Raw genomic sequence first — 15,489 nt, 5'->3', positions numbered from 1 at the left:
GCATCCCGTTACAGAACGTCACGCCGGCCTGGGCGGCGCGTGCGATCATGGTGGCGTGAGTGCTGGGGGCACGGCCGCCGCCTGGGCCGAGCAGCAGATCACCTCGGTCCGCGACGATCCAGCAGGCCGGATCGCGCTGATGCAGCGCTGCTACTACGGCCCCTACGGCCAGGCCCCTCGACATCTGCCGTTCCGCCGCGCCGCGATGTCGTTCATGCGATGGCAGCTCCGGCGAGGCCTGCTGCAGCCACCGTCCGACGACGACCCCGGCAGTCCGTGGTGGCGCGCCGTGAACGAGCGCATCCTCCGTGACGGGTGTGAGGCGGTAGCCCTGAGCGGAGACCTTTCCGGTCCGACGTCCTCTCGGACAGTTGACTTCTGGATGTCCTTCGCCGACTACCCGACCGCTCGGGCCTGGTATCGGGCACACAACGGGAGCGTGGTCGCCGCCTACCTCGAACACCGCGACCTGGCGGAGGCGGAGAACGAGGCCGAGCGCTTCTTCATGAACGTCGTCCTCTGCCGGGTGCTGTACGCGCACGCCCTCGTCGCGGCCCCCCGGATCGCACTCGGATGGCTGCGCCCCTTCGCCCCGTTCCTCGGTGACCCACGATTGGGCATGGCCGGGATCTTCGTACAGCTGTCCCGTGTGCTCCCGGACGAGTACCCCCTCGGGAAGGGGGCACGGTCCTACCTCGGGGACGAACACGGATTCGGCCGGCTCGTGGACTACGGGGTGATCGTCCCGCGGTTGCAGCGGCTCTACGAGTGGTCTGCTCACGAACTCGCGGCGCCGGGCCTGCTGGACTGCATCCGCGACGGAGCGCTCACCTACGCCTGGTCGTTCGCAGATCGCGACGTCTGGCAGCCACCGCAGTCGTTCATCGTCCGGACGGTCCACCGGGCGCTCCCACCGGAACGACGGGCCTGAGCCGTCGCACGCGTCCGGGTCGGTGCGAGTCACAACGTGCCCGGCTACGGCCTCTTCAGGACACCGACGGGGAACGTGCGGCCGGACTTCGCCTCGCGCTTCGCGATCGTGGGCAGCGCGGGCAGGATCAACCGCCGCCAGAGGCGTTCGCGCTCGCCCCCGGTCGCGATTCTTGCAACCGCGTTCCACTCGCGATCCCCTATCCGGATCCGGCAGGTCCCTGCTGCGGCAACGTTTCTGATCCAATCAGGGTCGGTCTTCGATCCGAATGCGGATCCCACCACAACGTACGAATCGCCGTGCTGGAGGTAGACAACCGGCGTCGTACGCGGAAGTCCGGTCCGGCGTCCTGGCGCCGTCAGTAGCAGGACGGGCAGTCCTACGGCCTTCCCGCCGAGACGGCCGCCCGTAATCCGGTACAAGGCTGATGTCGCGCGGTTGCGGAACGCCCAGACGGTCCTCATATCGGTTGCATCTGCGCTCGGGTGCGGCCGACCGGTCTCATTCGGCCTCGGTGCCGTCCGGCATGGTCGCCTCGGTCAGATCGGCACCGTCCATGAGGGCGGCATCGAGGTTCGCGCCGGTCAGATTGGCCTTGCCCAGATAGGTGCCGATCAGGGTGGCACTCGTCAGATCGGCCCCACCGAGGTAGGCGCCGGTCATGTACGCGCCGGAGAGGTCCGCTCCCGTCAGATCTGCTTGTGCGAGGTAGGTTCTCGTCAGATAGGCCATCGTCAGGTCGGCGTCCCGCAGGTTGGCCCGGGTGAGATACGCACCCGTGAAGTTGGCATCGTGCGCGATCGCGCCGGCGAGATCGGCCCTCGCCATGTTCGCGCCGACGAACTCGGCGGAAGTCAGATTCGCGCCTGCGAGCTCGGCATCTGTGAGGTCGGCTCCGGACAGGTCTGCGCCGGTGAGATCGATACCCACCAGATTTGCGCCCACGAGGCACAGGCCTGCCAGGTCGGCGTCGACGAGGCTGGCCCGCCCTGAATCACCGGAACTCCATAGCGAATTCCAGATCGCAACATCCGAGCGGAGCAGGTCGAGCGGATTCGCCTGCGATGTCGATGTAGATGTCATTGAGCCCCCGTATCGGACGAAACGTAGTGGCCGGTGGGTTCCCCGCCCGAACCCGCCGCCATGTTGACGGCGTCAACCTAACTCGACTTGTTGACAGCGTCAACCTCCACTTATCCTCTGGGAGTGCAGGAAGGGACCCGAGACACGCGCCGTGCCCTGATCACCGCGGCCAATGAGCTCTTGACGCGGGGTGGACCGGCTCACGTCACCTTGCGGGCGGTCGGGGCGGCGGCCGACGTGTCGCGAACGGCGCCGTACCGGCACTTCCAGGACAAGGACGACCTCCTCAGCACGGTGGCCGCCGAGCACCTGGCCTTCCTGAAAGCGGAGATGCAACGCGCCGCAGCGGACGCGACCACCGCCACCACACCACTGTTCCGCGCCTGCCTCGCCTACGTCCGCGTCGCGTGGGAGTATCCGAACCACTACCGGATCGAGTTCGGCGGCGACTACGCGATCAAACCGAGTCGGGTGCTCGAAGAGGCCGCCGTCGACTTCAACGGGCACTTCCAGGAAATGGTCGCCGACGCGCAGCAGACCGGCACCCTGATCGCCGGCGAGGCACGGGAAGTCGGCCCCATGCTCTGGGTTCTGCTACACGGGCTGGCGATGTCCAATCACCTGGTCGCCGACCGAGGCTGCGAGCCCGGGTCCGGTTACGGGGTCGAGGACATGCACCGCATTCTCGCTCTGGCACTGGAGAACCTGGCGCCTCGCTGAGCGACCCACCGCGGCGGAATCGACGGGGCCGAACGCGACTCCGCCTCGAGCCGTTCCGCTAGCCGTACTGCCCGGGAACGTTGATCAATCGTGAGAACGGCGGCTGGTTGCCGCACGCCGACGCCAAGCCTGCTCGCGCAGTTGAACCGGGCCTTCGCGCAGCCGCATCCGCAGACTCACACATCAATTCGTCACGGCCTTGCCCGTCTTGTCGGACACATGGAAACGGGCGGCGACCTCGCTGATCGGTCATCCCTTCTCTACGACGAGACGGACAACCTCGAGGCGATGTCTTGGGGTGAGCGCGGCAGTGGGGTGTGTCATGAGATCTTTCGGGAATGGAAGCGGGCCAGCCGCTTCGGCTGGCCCTCTTCAGGTCTGTCTGCGGTTCAGTTGGCTGGGGAAGTCGCTGCTGCGGCGAGGATGTGGGCGAGGTCGCCGGGGCGGCTCCACATGGGCCAATGCCCGGTCGGGAGGTCGATGAGGTCAACATGGTCGAGGTTTGACACCTCGGCGAACATGGGATGACCCGCGTTGGCCAGCTCCATTATCTGCGCGCTCGGGATCGAGCAGCACACCAGAGTGGTCGGGACCGCCCGACGGGCATCGTTGGTGAGCTCCACCTGCCCGCGTAGCACGGGACCGGGTTCCGGAACGGCCCTGGCTCGAAAGCGCTCGAGAGCCTCGGTGCTGAGGCCCTCGAGGCTGGCCTGCTCCCCGAGCGCGTCGAAGGGCGGCAGGGGAAACTCGTCCAGATCCTCAGGCGTATCCGGGGCGAAGACACTGCCGGACGCGACGGGCCCACTATCGACCCACACCACTCGACGGACAAGCTCCGGATGCTGATCGAGCACAAGGCTCACCGGCGCGTTGGCCCCGCTGTGCGCCACGATGACTACCGGCCGAGCCTCGGACGCTTCGGCCTGGGACATGGTCTGCTCGATCGCCGTCGCCTGGTCATCGAGCGTCCTGGACGCCCGCTCGGGGTCGCGCTCATCGAGGCCGGGAAGCGTCATCGGGATTGTTCGCCAGCCGTCAGCGGTCAGGTGTTCCAGCACCTCGTCCCATGCCCAAGCCCCCAGCCAATGGCCGGCGATCAGGATGATGGTCGGGTTGCTCGCGTTTGTCGTCACACGACGATGCTCTCGAGCCTCGTGGACAACGGTATGTCACCATTTTTGGCATGATTTTTTTGCCGCGGTCTGCAGTGAGTCGGGGTGGGAAATGAAGCGGGCGGAGCGACTCCACGCCCTGTCCGAGATGCTGAGACGCAGCGGGCCGCGTGGATGCACTGCTGAGCGACTGGCAAACGAGTTCGGCGTGTCCGTGCGGACCGTCAAGAGAGACCTCGCCGCACTCGAGAACAGTGGTGCGCCGATCTGGTCGCGCCCGGGCCCCGGAGGTGGCTACGGGCTGGTCGCCCGAGGCACCCTGCCACCGGTCAGCCTGACCCCTGTGCAGGCAGTAGCGCTACTCGCGGCAGTCTCTGCTGCACCCGATGCCCCCTACGCCGATCTCGCCTTGGCTGGCGTTCGGAAGATCATGGACGTCCTCGATCCGCTGACCCGGACGAAGGCCGATGAGCTGGCCAGCCGCGTCTGGGTCGACGCGCCGACTACTCGGCGGACGATCAAGTCAGCGCTGGAGGAAGCGATGGCCGAGCAACGGGTGGTGCGTATCCGCTACACCTCGCGTGACGGCAACACGACCACCCGCGACGTCGAACCGGTGATGTTCGCCTCCAGGAACGGCCAGTGGTACCTGATCGGGTGGTGCAGGCTACGCAGCGATATGCGGTGGTTTCTCGTGTCCCGTATCGAGCACGCCAGTGCCACCAAGATTGCCTGCAGCGGCCATGGCATCGACGAGATCGGCATCCCCCCAGCGACAGCAAGACCCGTGAATGGCGAAAGGTGAGTGAGGCACTCGATCAACGTCTCCGGTCAGGGCAGCTAGCGGACCAGTGCGATGCCCACACCAGGCCCGCCACCCTGGAGCTGGACGAGCGGGCTGTTCCACCACGATTGCGGCGTCGTGTCGTACGAGAAGCCACCCCAGATCGGGTCCCCGCTCGGACGCATGTTGACCACGATGGAGTCGCGGTCGGGGCCGCGCACGACGTAGAAGTTGTCCGGCGCAGCGCCGCCGACCGTGACGAACTTGGTTGCCAGCGAATCCAGGGCATCGACCTCGTAGACGCGCCGATACTCGGTCGCGTAGATCGTGCCCATCTTCGTCGCCGAGACGACGACCACTCGACCGGCCTCGTAGATCGGGAATCCCGCGTTGCGGGCGGCGATGAGGGCGTTGACGGTCAGCCCATCCGGTGCGCCGATGCTACCGGCCGAGGCGCTCGACGCGGATGCGGTGATCGGCGCCAACGGATCCGCGGTCGGAACGGCCGATGCCGGAGCGGCGACAGATGCGAACGCTGCGGCGGAAAGCGCTGTCGCAGCGAACAGTTGCGTCGACCTACGTGCTTTCATGACGAGTCCCCCTGATTGTCGTTGCCGTTCGCTTCATTCGGCCAACCCAAAAGAAACGGTCGGTCCGTATATCCGCCGCAACAGCCGTGCCGTTACTCGTGGGCGATTGTCGCCGGACCGTCGTGCGGCGCCGCCCCCGAACCGACTCGTGTTCGCGCGCAACGGCGTCGGGCGCCGATCCCGTCGCACACATGCGCGGCGGGATGGCGGCTACGACGGTCGAGTCCGATCAGGCTGTCGCGGCCACCCGCAGGGACGGGCGGCGGTCGATCACCCGCTTGGCCTTCGAGACGGCACGCTCGAGCGTTTCCGGGTCCAGGACCTCGACCGTGAAGTTGATGTTCGTGTCGTTCTTGAGCCGCGCCCGCACGGCGGCGGCGAGGTCCTTCTTGAAGGCCGGGACGTCGTCCGGTCGGATCGTCGGGTCGTACTCGACCTGTACGTGCACCGAATCCATCGATCCCTCGCGGTCCACGATGACCACGAACTCCACGCCCGTGCCCGGCACGGCGAGCAACGACCGCTGGACCTGAGACGGATACACGTTGGCACCGCGGATGACCAGCATGTCGTCGAGCCGCCCGTACACCCCGAGCGGCAGCCGCGGGTAGGTGCGGCCGCAAGGACAGGGTTCGTAGGTCATGTGCGACTCGTCGCGCGAGGCGAATCGGATCATCGGCTGCGATTCCCGCCGCAGATGGGTGTATACGACACCACCGCTGACACCGTCGTCGACGGACCGGTTCGGGTTCTCCTTGTCGACGATCTCCGTCCAGACCTGGTCCTGCAGGACGTGCACACCGAGCCCGTGCTCGCACTCCGCATTGGTGGCGAACGGGGTCATCTCCGACGTCGTCGCCAAGTCGCGCACGGTCATGCCCCAGCCCCGCTCGAGGACCTCGCGGGTCCCCGGGATGGCCGCCCCGGGCTCGCCGATGAAGATGCCGAGACGGAGCGGGGACGCCGCCGTGTCGTAGCCGAGCGAACGGGCCCGCTCCAGCATGTGCAGCGCGTACGTCGGCGTACAGATCAGCACAGTGGTTCCGACCCGATACATCAGCTCGAGCTGGCGTTCCGTCTCGCCGGCGCCGATCGGGAAGGTCGTCGCGCCGATGCGTTCGCAGCCCTGCAGCGATCCCCAGCCGCCGATGAACATGCCGAACACGGTGGCCAGCTGGACCCTGTCGGTGGAACGCACGCCGGCAGTGAAGAAGCCCTGGGCCATCACGTCGGTCACATGCTCCCAGTCGGCCTGAGAAATTCCGTACAGGGTGGGGACGCCGGTGGTGCCCGACGAACCGTGCACGCGAGCGATTTCCGATTCCGGTACGCCGAGGTAACTGCCGAACGGCGGGTGCGCCGTCTGGTCGTCGCGCAGCATCTGCTTGGTGATCACGGGCACGAGGCGGGTGAAGTCATCGAGGCTTCGGACCTGATCGGGGTGAAAGCCGTGCGCATCGTAATGCCGCCGGTAGAAGGGCAACTCGGCGTAGGCGCGGTGCAGCTGCCGCTGCAGCAGCGCCAGGATCTCCTGCTCACGCTCAGCGCGCGGACGGGTCTCCATCTGCTTGTTCCAGTAGACAGGTTCGGGAGCCATCGACAACCACCTTCCTCTTCGAGTCACCACATCATCGACGGCTTGCAGGAACGCGGCTACCCCCGGAATTGCCACCCGTCCCGGAGCTGCCAGCGGCGGGCACGCCTCGGGACGACATGGAGAATCCTGCGAACAGATCCTTTTGCGGTGCACGGCATCTCGGTCTGGCGTTACGCCGCTACGTGCACCGCCAGCCACATCGCCGCCGCCTCAGCCCAGTGCAACGGGAAGCGCCCGGCTGTGACCTCGAAACAGTGCCACGACCGTGCCGTCGTCGCGCGTCACGGTGACGTCGAAGATGCCGTTGCGGCCGAACGCGACCTGCTCGACCGCCCGCGCGTGGAGCACGTCACCCGCGTGGGCGGGCGCGACGAACACGATGTCAGCCTTCGCCGCGACCGTCATCGCACCACGACTGTTGCACGCGCAGGAGAAGACGGTGTCCGCGAAGAGGAAGACTTGACCGCCGTGACAGGTTCCGTGACCGTTGAGCATGTCGTCGGTGACGGTCATGGTCCCCTCGGCGGCACCGTCCACAATCTCGGTGATCGTGATTCCGAGCCGACGGGATGCCCGGTCGCCCTCGAACATCGCGGCGGCTCGCCGCAAGGGCTCCGGCTGCGGAACCGTGCTCATGACAGGACTCCCGCAACCCGCGCCGCGGAGACCGCGGCGTACCGACTGTGCACGCCGAAGGTCTTGCGCAGCATTCGCATCCGGCGTCGCACCGTGTGAAGTTGGATCCCGAGATGATCGGCGATGTCGCGATCGGTGCACCCCCGTGCCGCGAGCTCGAGCACCCGTAGGTCCGACGGCCGGACAGTGGGCGAGCCGCCCCGGTCCGCCTCCCCACGCAGGACGTCCAGCAGTTCCAGGCAGGCAGTGCGCGCCTTCGCCTGCACCGGGCGCTCGGACATCTGCTCGAGTTCGGACACGATTCCCTCCACGACAGTGCACCAGTGAGCGCGGCCGGGCATCTCGCCGCCGTCACGCGAGCCCCGCTCCTCAACCAACGCAGACGACGCCGCGTCGGCGGCAGCCGCCTCGAGGTCGAGGGACACCTGCCGCCCCGCCGTCACGAGATCTGCGATGGCTCGGTCACCGATACTCATAGCCGCGCGGACGCCTCCGTAGAGGACCGCGCTCACCTGACCGTGAACGCGAGCAGGGACGGCGACGAGTGCCCGTAATCCCTCCCGCGCCACCGCACTGTCGTACTCATGGGTGATGGCGAGCGCGCAGGAATAGTCGCGGACGGACACGGGCCGGCCGAGCGTCGTGGCCTTTCCGCCGAGCCCAACGCCAGGCGGAAGCGACAACCCGCGCAGCGCCTCGGATCGGTTGCCACGAAGATTGCTGATCCGCAGCGTTCCAGCACGGACCCGTCCTGCGAAAACGACGGCGAATCCCGAGCGCTGCTGCACTGTGGCAAGCGCGCGGTCCAGATCGCTGCCGACACCGGTGGCGACCATCGTCATGGGGCGACCTCGATTCGCGAGAAGGAGTTTGCAAATGCGAGTGCTCGCTCGCATACTAACGCCGGGCCGGCAGGTGACAACAGAGACGCGCCGGGTTCGCGCGCGCCGCGGATCCGCGCACGGCGCCCACCGAGGATCGGAAAGGGTGAACATGGGCAATCCCCCGCTCACAGTAAGTGAGACCGAGGCGATCCGCCGCGCGTTCGCGGAGCTCAGAGCCTTGGCCTCTGGTGCGGAGGTCGAGAGCGACCGACAGACGCTGCGCGACTTCTGCCGACGCCTCGCGCCCCCTGGACGGCATGACGGCATGCTGTCCGAACGCGAGGTGGACGTCCTCGCCCATGCGGCAACCGGACTCCACAACGGCGAGATCGCCGACGCCCTGGATCTGTCCCCCGAGACGGTCAAGAGCTATCTGCGATCGAGTCTGGTCAAGCTGGGCGCACACAGCCGACAGGAGGCCGTCGACGCCGCCCGCCGAGCCGAACTGCTCCCCTGACCCGAACGCCGCTCACCGCCCTGCTCGCGGCCCCATCTCCAGCCGGGCCATGACCAACTCCACCTGCTCGGCGACGAGGACATCTGACTCGACACCGTGCAACGCCCACCCCTTGAGCGCCGGCAGGTGGCCCAACAGGACGACGTCCTGTGCCAGCACCTGCTCGTTCACCTCGCCGAACACGCCCCGCCGGACACCCGCGCCGATCAGGTCCGCGAACAGGCCGGCGATGGCGAGTTCACGTTCCTTGTAGCGCCGGTGCGCCTCCTGCGGCAGGTGGCGGTACTCGCGGTACATCAACAGGATCTGCTCTCGGTTCCGAACGCATTCGCCGACATACACCTCGATCATGCGGCGCAACTTCTCCGGGAGATCACGCTCGCTGCCGGTCGCGATCTCGGCGAGCGTCTCACGCAGACCCCCGTAGATGGTCTCGCACGCCATCACCAGCAGGTCCGATTTCGTCTGGATGTAGCGGTACAGGCCACCGACACTCATCCCGAGATCCTCGGCCAGATCGTTCACGGACACGCTGTCGAAACCGCGCTCGATGATGTGCCGCGTGGCCACCTCCTGGAGGCGACTTCGCCGCTCCTCGCGACTCGCCCTCATCCGCGCGGCCCAACCTGCGCGACCGAGCGGACAGAACGGATCAGTGGTTCGCGAGAGCGCAAGGGGGTCATTGGTTCCTCGTCAGGTCGGCCGTGCCCGCGAGCGGGGTGGCTCCGGGGCTCCACCCCCGCAGACTCCGGGTCAGCATAGCCACCGCCGAGCCGACGCGCCGCGACCGACTCCCATCGATGCTTGACGGGCTTTCGCGCCTGCGCCCATACTGCGAATGCGAGCGAGCACTCGCTCGCATTCGCGCTCGCATCGAGCAGTGGGACCCAAGGAGGCATCACATGGGTGCACCGATCAGGATCATGGTCACCAAAATCGGTCTCGACGGCCACGACCGCGGCAGCCGCATCATCGCGGCCTACCTGCGCGACGCGGGGCACGAGGTGATCTACACCCCGCCGTGGCAGACGATCGACGCCGTGGTCCGGCTCGCCCGCCAGGAGGACGTGGCCGTCATCGGGGTCTCCTCGCTGGCCACGGACCACCTGATCATTCCCGACCTGCTCCGTGAGCTCAGGCGGGAAGGACTCGGGCACATCGCGGTCGTCGTCGGGGGAATCATCCCCGACAGCGAACACGCCATGCTCCGTGATGCCGGCGTGGCCGGCATCTTCGGTCCGGGATCCTCGCGTGACGAGATCGTGGACGCCGTCACGGAACTCGGCGAGGCCGTGGTGGCCGCACAGTTCGGCACGGAGGTCTCGGCATGACCATGATGGAGACGGAAACCGGTGGCCGCGCACGCTGGGCCGCGGACTACGCCGGTCAGGTTCCCGACGACCGGGTGGTCCGGAACCGCTCGGGACTCGAGATCGAGCCCCTCTACACCCCGGCCGACTGGTCGGGCGAGCGATTCGACGCGGACCTCGGCTACCCGGGACAGGCACCCTTCACCCGCGGGATCTACCCGACCATGTACCGAGGCCGGACGTGGACGCAACGCCAACTGATCGGACTGGGCACCCCGGAGGACTACAACGCACGGGTCCGCCAACTGCTCGACCTCGGTGCCAACGCAATCAGCCTGCTGCCCTGCAATTCCGGGTTCAGGGGCCTCGACTGCGACCAGGTCCCCGCCCCTCTGCTCGGTACCTGCGGGACCGTCATCAACAACGTCGACCACATGAGTACCGCACTGGACGGGGTTCCGCTGGACGCGATCTCCACCGCGATGAACGACCCGACGCCGTTCACCCTGCTCGCCTTCGTGCTGGCCACGGCACAGCGCCGCGGCGTGCCGTTCGACCGGATCACCGGGACCTCCAACCAGTCCGACTACATCTCGCATTTCGTGGCGAACCACATGTTCTACCGGCTCTCCCAGCCGGGATCACGACGGGTCCTCGTCGACCACGTGGCGTACTGCCGGGAGCGGGTGCCCGGATGGAACCCGGTGTCGGTCGTCGGCCAGCACATGCAGCAGGCCGGCGCCACACCCGCCGAGACCATGGGATTCACCCTCGCCACGGCGATCCAGTACGCGGAGGACTGCATGGCCCGAGGCCTCCACCCGGACGCGATCCTCCCGCGATTCACGTTCTTCTTCGATGTGTCGATCTCCTTCTTCGAGGAGGTCGCGAAGTTCCGTGCGGGCCGCAGGATTTGGGCCCGGATCACCCGGGAACGGCTCGGCGCGAAGGATCCTCGCTCGTGGCGGTTCAAGTTCCACGGTCAGACCTCCGGCGTCGACCTCACGGCCCAGCAGCCCCTCAACAACATCGCGCGCGTCGCCACGCAGGCGATCGCCGGGATCTTCTCGGGCCTCCAGTCGATGCACACCGACGCCTACGACGAGGCAATCACCTGCCCCACGGAGGAATCGGCTCGCATCGCGGTTGCCACCCAGAACATCCTGCGCGAGGAGGCCCACCTCTGCGACGTGATCGACCCGCTCGGCGGCTCCTACTACGTCGAGCGATTGACGGACCAGATGGAAGAAGAGATCCTCCGGGTCATGAAGGTCGTCGAGGACGCCGGCGGGATGTACGAGGCCGTCGGGTCCGGGCTGGTGCAGGGCATGATCGGCCGCTCCGCGCTCGCCGCCCAGGAGCGCATCGACCTCGGAGAGGACCGGGTCATCGGCGTGAACTGCTATCGGTCGGAGGAGGGCGAGGACACCCAGCCTCCGCCGTACCGACCCGATCCGCAGGCGATGGCGGCGCACGTCGAGGCATTCCGGGAGTTCAAGCGCGATCGGAGCGCCGCCGACGTCGGACGGGCCGTCGACGGACTCCGGCGTGCGGCCCAGAGCGAGAAGGAGAATGTGTTCGAGCAGGTGGTCGACGCCGCGATCAGCGGTGTCACACACGGCGAGATCGTCGGCACGCTCCGCGAAGAACTCGGTTTCGGCAACCCGCTGATAGTCGCATGACCGGCCTCGTCGACGAACTCCTCGCCGGCAACGAAGCAAGCCTCGCCCGCGTCCTGACGATCCTGGAGCGAGGCGGGCCGGACGCCACCAGCCTGCGTAGACGGATCCGGCCACACACCGGACGAGCACTGGTCGTGGGACTGACCGGGCCGCCGGGCGCCGGCAAGTCCTCGCTGATCGGTGCGATGGTTACCACCCTGCGACGAACCGGAGTCCGTGTCGCCGTGCTCGCGGTCGACCCCTCGAGCCCGGTCTCCGGAGGCGCCGTGCTGGGAGACCGGACCCGGATGGGCGTGCACACGTGCGACCCCGGAGTGTTCATCCGCTCGATCGCCTCTCGTGGGTATGCCGGCGGCCTGGCCCGCGCCGTCCCGGCACTCGTCGATGCGGTCGACGCCGCCGGTTGGGACGTCGTGCTGCTCGAAACGGTCGGAAGCGGCCAGTCCGACGTGGAGATCACCGAGTTCGCCGACGTCGCCGTCCTCGTCTCCGTGCCCGGGCTCGGCGACGACGTCCAAGCGATCAAGGCCGGGGTTCTCGAACTCGCGGATGTCCTGGTGGTCAACAAGGCCGATCTGCCGGGGGCGGACAACACCGCGCGACAGCTCGAGCGGATGCTCCGGCTCCGTCGAACCGATGCCGTTCGCCCCCCGGTGATCCGGACGAGCGTCGAACACGGAACGGGTGTCGAAGATCTCGTCGCGGTGGTCGGCCGGGCGGCGCGCGCCGATGGACCCGTGCGCAGACTCCGCCGAGAACTCGTCCGCGAGGCGGAGTCGGCATTCGCGCAACGGCTGCGGGACAAGCCGCTCGACGAGGTGTGCGCGGCGGTGTTCACCGGCTCCCGGGCCTTCGAGGAGGTGGTCGCCGAACTGGCGCGATCCTGAAAGCCGTCCTCGACAACTCGGGCTGTCGACTGACCCGGAACCTAGAATGGACATGTGTCCGGCACAGTGGCTTTCGGGAGAATGCTCGCCAGCGGACGCCGCAGGCTGGGGAGGACCGCTGGCGCCACGCGGTGGGTGCCACGGGTGGCGGTCGTGGTCGCGGGGGCACTGCCGCTGCTGGCGATGCCCGCGCCGAATCTCGGTGTGCTGGCGTGGGTGTCGCTGGTACCGGTGGTGCTGCTGCTGCGCGCGGCGGGGACTACACGTGAGGCCGCACTGCGCGGCTGGCTGTCCGGCGTCGGGTTCCTCGCGGGCACACAGTTCTGGGTGGCGCCGAACCTGGTCTGGTTCTTCCCGCTGGCCGTGGGCGCGCTCGCGCTGTTGTGGACCGGGTGGGGCGTGTTGGTGTGGGACGCGTTGCGGGCGCCGCTCACCGGCGGGCGGGCGGCGGCTGCCGCGCTCGTCGTGCCCGCGGGGTGGGTGCTGATCGAGGCGGTCCGGTCGTGGCAGTGGCTCGGCGGACCCTGGCCGCTGCTCGGCGCCACCCAGTGGCAGCACCCGGGTGTGCTCGGACTCGCCGCGCTCGGCGGGGTGTGGTTGGTCGGCTTCGCGATCGTGGCATCGAACGTAGGGGTCACTCTGTGCGTGGTCGGCGGCGCGGCGGCCCGGGCCGTCGGCGCGGTGACCGTCGTAGTGGCGGTGGTGTCCGGTCCGCTGTGGTCCGCGTACCGCCCCGCGGAGCCACCGACCGACGTCGCGGCTGTAGCGCTCGTGCAACCGGGGATCGTGCACGGCGACATGCTCGCGTTCGAGGAGCAACTGACCCGAGGGATCGGTGCGCCGGTCGATCTCGTGGTGTGGGGCGAGAGCAGCGTCGACGCCGACCTTGCCGCCGATCCCGCGCAGCGCACCCGGCTCAGCGCGGTGGCCGCGGCCGCCGGGGCGGACCTCCTGGTCAACGTCGACGCAACGGTCGGCGGATCCGGTGCGATCTCGAAGACCGCCGTTCTGATCGACGACCAAGGAATCCGCGACACCTACCGGAAGACCAGGCTGGTCCCGTTCGGGGAATACGTCCCGTTCCGCGACAAGCTCGGCTGGCTCAGCCGCATCACCGCCGCGGCGGCGCAGAACCGGGAGCCGGGCGACCGGTTGACCGTGATGAATGCCGGTAGCCTCCGGGTCGGGCCGCTGATCTCGTTCGAGGAGACGTTCCCGGACCTGGCCCGGACGCAGGCGCGGGCGGGGGCGGACCTGTTGGCGTACCAGTCGTCGACGGCCACCTTCCAGGGAAGCTGGGCGCCCGCGCAACTGGCGTCCTTCGGGGCACTGCGGGCCGCGGAGAGCGGTCGCCCGGTCGTCGCGGCCGCGTTGACGGGGGAATCGGCCGCGTTCGACGCCCGCGGACACCGGCTCGGGTCGATGCCCCCCGGCGAGCACGGCGTTCTGGTCGTCGACGTGCCGATGCAGGCGGACGACACGCTCTACGACCGGCTCGGCAATTACGTGCCGGTCATCTGTGCCGCGATCGTCGCGGGATACGTGGCCGGCGCGGTGGTCCGGCGGCGGACACCCACGCGACGGTGAGAAGCGCTGCCCCGGTCGGCGTCCGTCGCGCCCGACTCAGAACCACACGCCGATCTCGGCGAGCCGCGCCCGCAACCGCTCGAGATGGCCCCCGGGCCAGTACACCTGGCCGCAGTCGTTGCAGCGGCTGAACCGGCGCTGTTCGCGCAGCACCCCGCCGGGGACGCTCCCCCGCGCGAGCGCGGGTGTCGTGGGGCCGATGAGCCCGTTGCAGCGGGCGCATCGCGTGAGCGGCACGATGCGCCCCTGCAGGTGGTACCGGTCGAGGACCTCCCGCAGTTGGAGCCGGGAGTCGGTCTCGTGCAGGAATCCTCCGTGGACGAGCGCCGCCCGCTCGAGCAGCCCGATGTCGCGCGTGAGGAGGATGCGATTCTCGTTGCGCGACAGCGCGAGCAGTTCGTCGTCGGTGCGGTCGTTCGTGTACGCGCTGTCGAAGCCGAGCAGCCGGAGGTAGCGGGCGAGCCGGCCGAGGTGGACGTCGAGGACGAAGCGCACCTCCCGCAGCGGCGGGCGCAGCGGGGTGACGGCACCGAGGTCGAGGCCGTGGAACGTCGGATACACCGCGACCCGCTCCCCGCCGGACACGCGGTGGTCGAACCCGACCGGATCACCGTCGACGAGGATCAGGTCGACCTCGGTGTGCGGCACCCCGAGGGATTCGATCCGGTCCTTCACCGACGGTGTGCCGTCGAAGTCGTGCACGAACGTGCGCTTGCGGTGGGAGGGCGGCAGAAAGTCGTTCAGCTCCTCGTAGAAGCGGAACTCGCACCGATGTGCAGCCATCCCAGCTCACCACAGAACGCGAATCGACGTCCGATCACCGATCTATTTGCAGGGCACTAACTTCCCGAACCGTACGGGCGCGTGATGATCTCCAGGTTGTGGCCTGCCGGGTCGTGGAAGTAGACCCCGCGCCCGCCGTCGTTCCGGTTGATCTCCCCCGGCCGGGACTTGTGCGGGTCGGCCCAGTGGTCCATGCCCCGGTCGAGGATCCGACCGTAGATGCCGTCGAAGTCCTCCTCGGAGACCAGGAAGGCATAGTGCTGCGGCAGCACGTCGATCGGCGGATCGGCGAAGTCGAGTGTCACGCCGTTGTCGAGTTGGACGGCCAGGAACGGGCCGGCGGCGACGGCGTCGGGCAGGGCGAACAGTGACGTGAAGAACGACGCGGACACCTGCTTGTCCCGCGCGAAGACGATCGTGTGATTGAACGAGATGGTCATCGAGGA

Annotated in this window: 18 protein-coding genes and 1 pseudogene; 8 read left to right on the top strand and 11 right to left on the bottom strand. The window is 68.2% G+C overall.

Going from position 1 to position 15,489, the window contains the following annotated elements; all coding sequences use genetic code 11:
• Nucleotides 1-55: 55 nt before the first annotated feature.
• Complete coding sequence (locus EGT67_RS13085; RefSeq protein WP_127916508.1) at nucleotides 56-931, top strand: hypothetical protein; 876 nt, start codon at nucleotides 56-58, stop codon at nucleotides 929-931.
• A gap of 44 nt (nucleotides 932-975) precedes the next feature.
• On the opposite strand, the gene EGT67_RS25625 is transcribed toward EGT67_RS13085, so the two are convergent.
• The gene (locus EGT67_RS25625) at nucleotides 976-1,395 is read right to left on the bottom strand and encodes a nitroreductase/quinone reductase family protein (RefSeq protein ID WP_127916507.1); all 420 of its coding nucleotides are present in this window, start codon (nucleotides 1,393-1,395) and stop codon (nucleotides 976-978) included.
• Between the two features lie 37 nt (nucleotides 1,396-1,432).
• Nucleotides 1,433-2,014 (bottom strand): pentapeptide repeat-containing protein, encoded by a 582-nt coding sequence (locus tag EGT67_RS13075; protein ID WP_127916506.1) that lies wholly within the window; start codon nucleotides 2,012-2,014, stop codon nucleotides 1,433-1,435.
• A 123-nt stretch (nucleotides 2,015-2,137) separates the two neighbouring features.
• Here EGT67_RS13075 and EGT67_RS13070 point away from each other — a divergent pair, with 123 nt between their 5' ends.
• A complete protein-coding gene (locus EGT67_RS13070; RefSeq protein WP_164877559.1) occupies nucleotides 2,138-2,734 on the top strand; it encodes a TetR/AcrR family transcriptional regulator in 597 nt (198 codons plus the stop codon).
• A gap of 71 nt (nucleotides 2,735-2,805) precedes the next feature.
• On the opposite strand, the pseudogene EGT67_RS13065 reads toward EGT67_RS13070, so the two are convergent.
• Nucleotides 2,806-3,058: pseudogene (locus EGT67_RS13065) on the bottom strand (IS481 family transposase); the annotation flags it as partial.
• A 65-nt stretch (nucleotides 3,059-3,123) separates the two neighbouring features.
• Nucleotides 3,124-3,867 (bottom strand): alpha/beta fold hydrolase, encoded by a 744-nt coding sequence (locus EGT67_RS13060; protein ID WP_127916504.1) that lies wholly within the window; start codon nucleotides 3,865-3,867, stop codon nucleotides 3,124-3,126.
• Nucleotides 3,868-3,958: 91 nt separating this feature from the next.
• On the opposite strand from EGT67_RS13060, the gene EGT67_RS13055 reads away from it, so the two are divergent.
• Nucleotides 3,959-4,651, top strand: a complete 693-nt coding sequence (locus EGT67_RS13055) for a helix-turn-helix transcriptional regulator (protein ID WP_127916503.1) — start codon at nucleotides 3,959-3,961, stop codon at nucleotides 4,649-4,651.
• A 35-nt stretch (nucleotides 4,652-4,686) separates the two neighbouring features.
• Here the strand turns inward: EGT67_RS13055 and EGT67_RS13050 are convergent, their stop codons facing one another.
• The 4 genes from EGT67_RS13050 to EGT67_RS13035 all read right to left on the bottom strand — a co-directional run bounded on the left by EGT67_RS13050 (nucleotide 4,687) and on the right by EGT67_RS13035 (nucleotide 8,295).
• Nucleotides 4,687-5,220, bottom strand: coding sequence for a hypothetical protein (locus tag EGT67_RS13050; RefSeq protein WP_127916502.1), 534 nt, complete (start codon nucleotides 5,218-5,220; stop codon nucleotides 4,687-4,689).
• Nucleotides 5,221-5,449: 229 nt separating this feature from the next.
• Nucleotides 5,450-6,817: a phenylacetate--CoA ligase family protein gene (locus EGT67_RS13045; protein WP_127916501.1), complete on the bottom strand. Its 1,368-nt coding sequence runs from the start codon at nucleotides 6,815-6,817 to the stop codon at nucleotides 5,450-5,452.
• A gap of 210 nt (nucleotides 6,818-7,027) precedes the next feature.
• Nucleotides 7,028-7,453, bottom strand: coding sequence for a hydroxyphenylacetyl-CoA thioesterase PaaI (paaI, locus tag EGT67_RS13040; RefSeq protein WP_127916500.1), 426 nt, complete (start codon nucleotides 7,451-7,453; stop codon nucleotides 7,028-7,030).
• A complete protein-coding gene (locus EGT67_RS13035) occupies nucleotides 7,450-8,295 on the bottom strand; it encodes a helix-turn-helix domain-containing protein (protein ID WP_164877558.1) in 846 nt (281 codons plus the stop codon). Before EGT67_RS13035 ends, paaI begins: the two co-directional genes overlap by 4 nt.
• Before the next feature lie 151 nt (nucleotides 8,296-8,446).
• On the opposite strand from EGT67_RS13035, the gene EGT67_RS13030 reads away from it, so the two are divergent.
• The gene (locus tag EGT67_RS13030; RefSeq protein WP_241566010.1) at nucleotides 8,447-8,794 is read left to right on the top strand and encodes a response regulator transcription factor; all 348 of its coding nucleotides are present in this window, start codon (nucleotides 8,447-8,449) and stop codon (nucleotides 8,792-8,794) included.
• 12 nt (nucleotides 8,795-8,806) lie between these two features.
• On the opposite strand, the gene EGT67_RS13025 is transcribed toward EGT67_RS13030, so the two are convergent.
• The gene (locus EGT67_RS13025) at nucleotides 8,807-9,364 is read right to left on the bottom strand and encodes a TetR/AcrR family transcriptional regulator (RefSeq protein WP_164877557.1); all 558 of its coding nucleotides are present in this window, start codon (nucleotides 9,362-9,364) and stop codon (nucleotides 8,807-8,809) included.
• 332 nt (nucleotides 9,365-9,696) lie between these two features.
• Here EGT67_RS13025 and EGT67_RS13020 point away from each other — a divergent pair, with 332 nt between their 5' ends.
• Genes EGT67_RS13020 through lnt form a run of 4 tightly spaced genes read left to right on the top strand, consistent with a single transcriptional unit; the run spans nucleotide 9,697 to nucleotide 14,260 of the window.
• A complete protein-coding gene (locus EGT67_RS13020) occupies nucleotides 9,697-10,125 on the top strand; it encodes a cobalamin B12-binding domain-containing protein (protein ID WP_127916498.1) in 429 nt (142 codons plus the stop codon).
• Nucleotides 10,122-11,786: an acyl-CoA mutase large subunit family protein gene (locus EGT67_RS13015; protein WP_127916497.1), complete on the top strand. Its 1,665-nt coding sequence runs from the start codon at nucleotides 10,122-10,124 to the stop codon at nucleotides 11,784-11,786. Before EGT67_RS13020 ends, EGT67_RS13015 begins: the two co-directional genes overlap by 4 nt.
• Nucleotides 11,783-12,673, top strand: a complete 891-nt coding sequence (gene meaB, locus EGT67_RS13010) for a methylmalonyl Co-A mutase-associated GTPase MeaB (protein WP_127916496.1) — start codon at nucleotides 11,783-11,785, stop codon at nucleotides 12,671-12,673. Before EGT67_RS13015 ends, meaB begins: the two co-directional genes overlap by 4 nt.
• A gap of 54 nt (nucleotides 12,674-12,727) precedes the next feature.
• Nucleotides 12,728-14,260 (top strand): apolipoprotein N-acyltransferase, encoded by a 1,533-nt coding sequence (gene lnt, locus EGT67_RS13005; RefSeq protein WP_127916495.1) that lies wholly within the window; start codon nucleotides 12,728-12,730, stop codon nucleotides 14,258-14,260.
• 36 nt (nucleotides 14,261-14,296) lie between these two features.
• On the opposite strand, the gene EGT67_RS13000 is transcribed toward lnt, so the two are convergent.
• Complete coding sequence (locus EGT67_RS13000) at nucleotides 14,297-15,043, bottom strand: Mut7-C RNAse domain-containing protein (protein ID WP_127916494.1); 747 nt, start codon at nucleotides 15,041-15,043, stop codon at nucleotides 14,297-14,299.
• 56 nt (nucleotides 15,044-15,099) lie between these two features.
• A complete protein-coding gene (locus EGT67_RS12995) occupies nucleotides 15,100-15,483 on the bottom strand; it encodes a VOC family protein (RefSeq protein WP_127916493.1) in 384 nt (127 codons plus the stop codon).
• Nucleotides 15,484-15,489 lie beyond the last annotated feature (6 nt).

It is taken from the genome of Prescottella agglutinans, assembly GCF_004011865.1.
Classification (GTDB): Bacteria; Actinomycetota; Actinomycetes; order Mycobacteriales; family Mycobacteriaceae; genus Prescottella; species Prescottella agglutinans.
The sequence above is the reverse complement of the archived record's forward strand: the minus strand, read 5'-3'. Positions and strand labels throughout refer to the sequence as shown.

Bases quoted from the DNA above. Each gene is read 5' to 3' on its own strand.
- EGT67_RS25625 (WP_127916507.1), bottom strand. From the start codon at position 1,395: ATGAGGACCGTCTGGGCGTTCCGCAACCGCGCGACATCAGCCTTGTAC.
- EGT67_RS13075 (WP_127916506.1), bottom strand. From the start codon at position 2,014: ATGACATCTACATCGACATCGCAGGCGAATCCGCTCGACCTGCTCCGC.
- EGT67_RS13055 (WP_127916503.1), top strand. From the start codon at position 3,959: ATGAAGCGGGCGGAGCGACTCCACGCCCTGTCCGAGATGCTGAGACGC.
- EGT67_RS13050 (WP_127916502.1), bottom strand. From the start codon at position 5,220: ATGAAAGCACGTAGGTCGACGCAACTGTTCGCTGCGACAGCGCTTTCC.
- EGT67_RS13045 (WP_127916501.1), bottom strand. From the start codon at position 6,817: ATGGCTCCCGAACCTGTCTACTGGAACAAGCAGATGGAGACCCGTCCG.
- paaI (WP_127916500.1), bottom strand. From the start codon at position 7,453: ATGAGCACGGTTCCGCAGCCGGAGCCCTTGCGGCGAGCCGCCGCGATG.
- EGT67_RS13035 (WP_164877558.1), bottom strand. From the start codon at position 8,295: ATGACGATGGTCGCCACCGGTGTCGGCAGCGATCTGGACCGCGCGCTT.
- EGT67_RS13030 (WP_241566010.1), top strand. From the start codon at position 8,447: ATGGGCAATCCCCCGCTCACAGTAAGTGAGACCGAGGCGATCCGCCGC.
- EGT67_RS13020 (WP_127916498.1), top strand. From the start codon at position 9,697: ATGGGTGCACCGATCAGGATCATGGTCACCAAAATCGGTCTCGACGGC.
- EGT67_RS13015 (WP_127916497.1), top strand. From the start codon at position 10,122: ATGACCATGATGGAGACGGAAACCGGTGGCCGCGCACGCTGGGCCGCG.
- meaB (WP_127916496.1), top strand. From the start codon at position 11,783: ATGACCGGCCTCGTCGACGAACTCCTCGCCGGCAACGAAGCAAGCCTC.
- EGT67_RS13000 (WP_127916494.1), bottom strand. From the start codon at position 15,043: ATGGCTGCACATCGGTGCGAGTTCCGCTTCTACGAGGAGCTGAACGAC.
- EGT67_RS12995 (WP_127916493.1), bottom strand. From the start codon at position 15,483: ATGACCATCTCGTTCAATCACACGATCGTCTTCGCGCGGGACAAGCAG.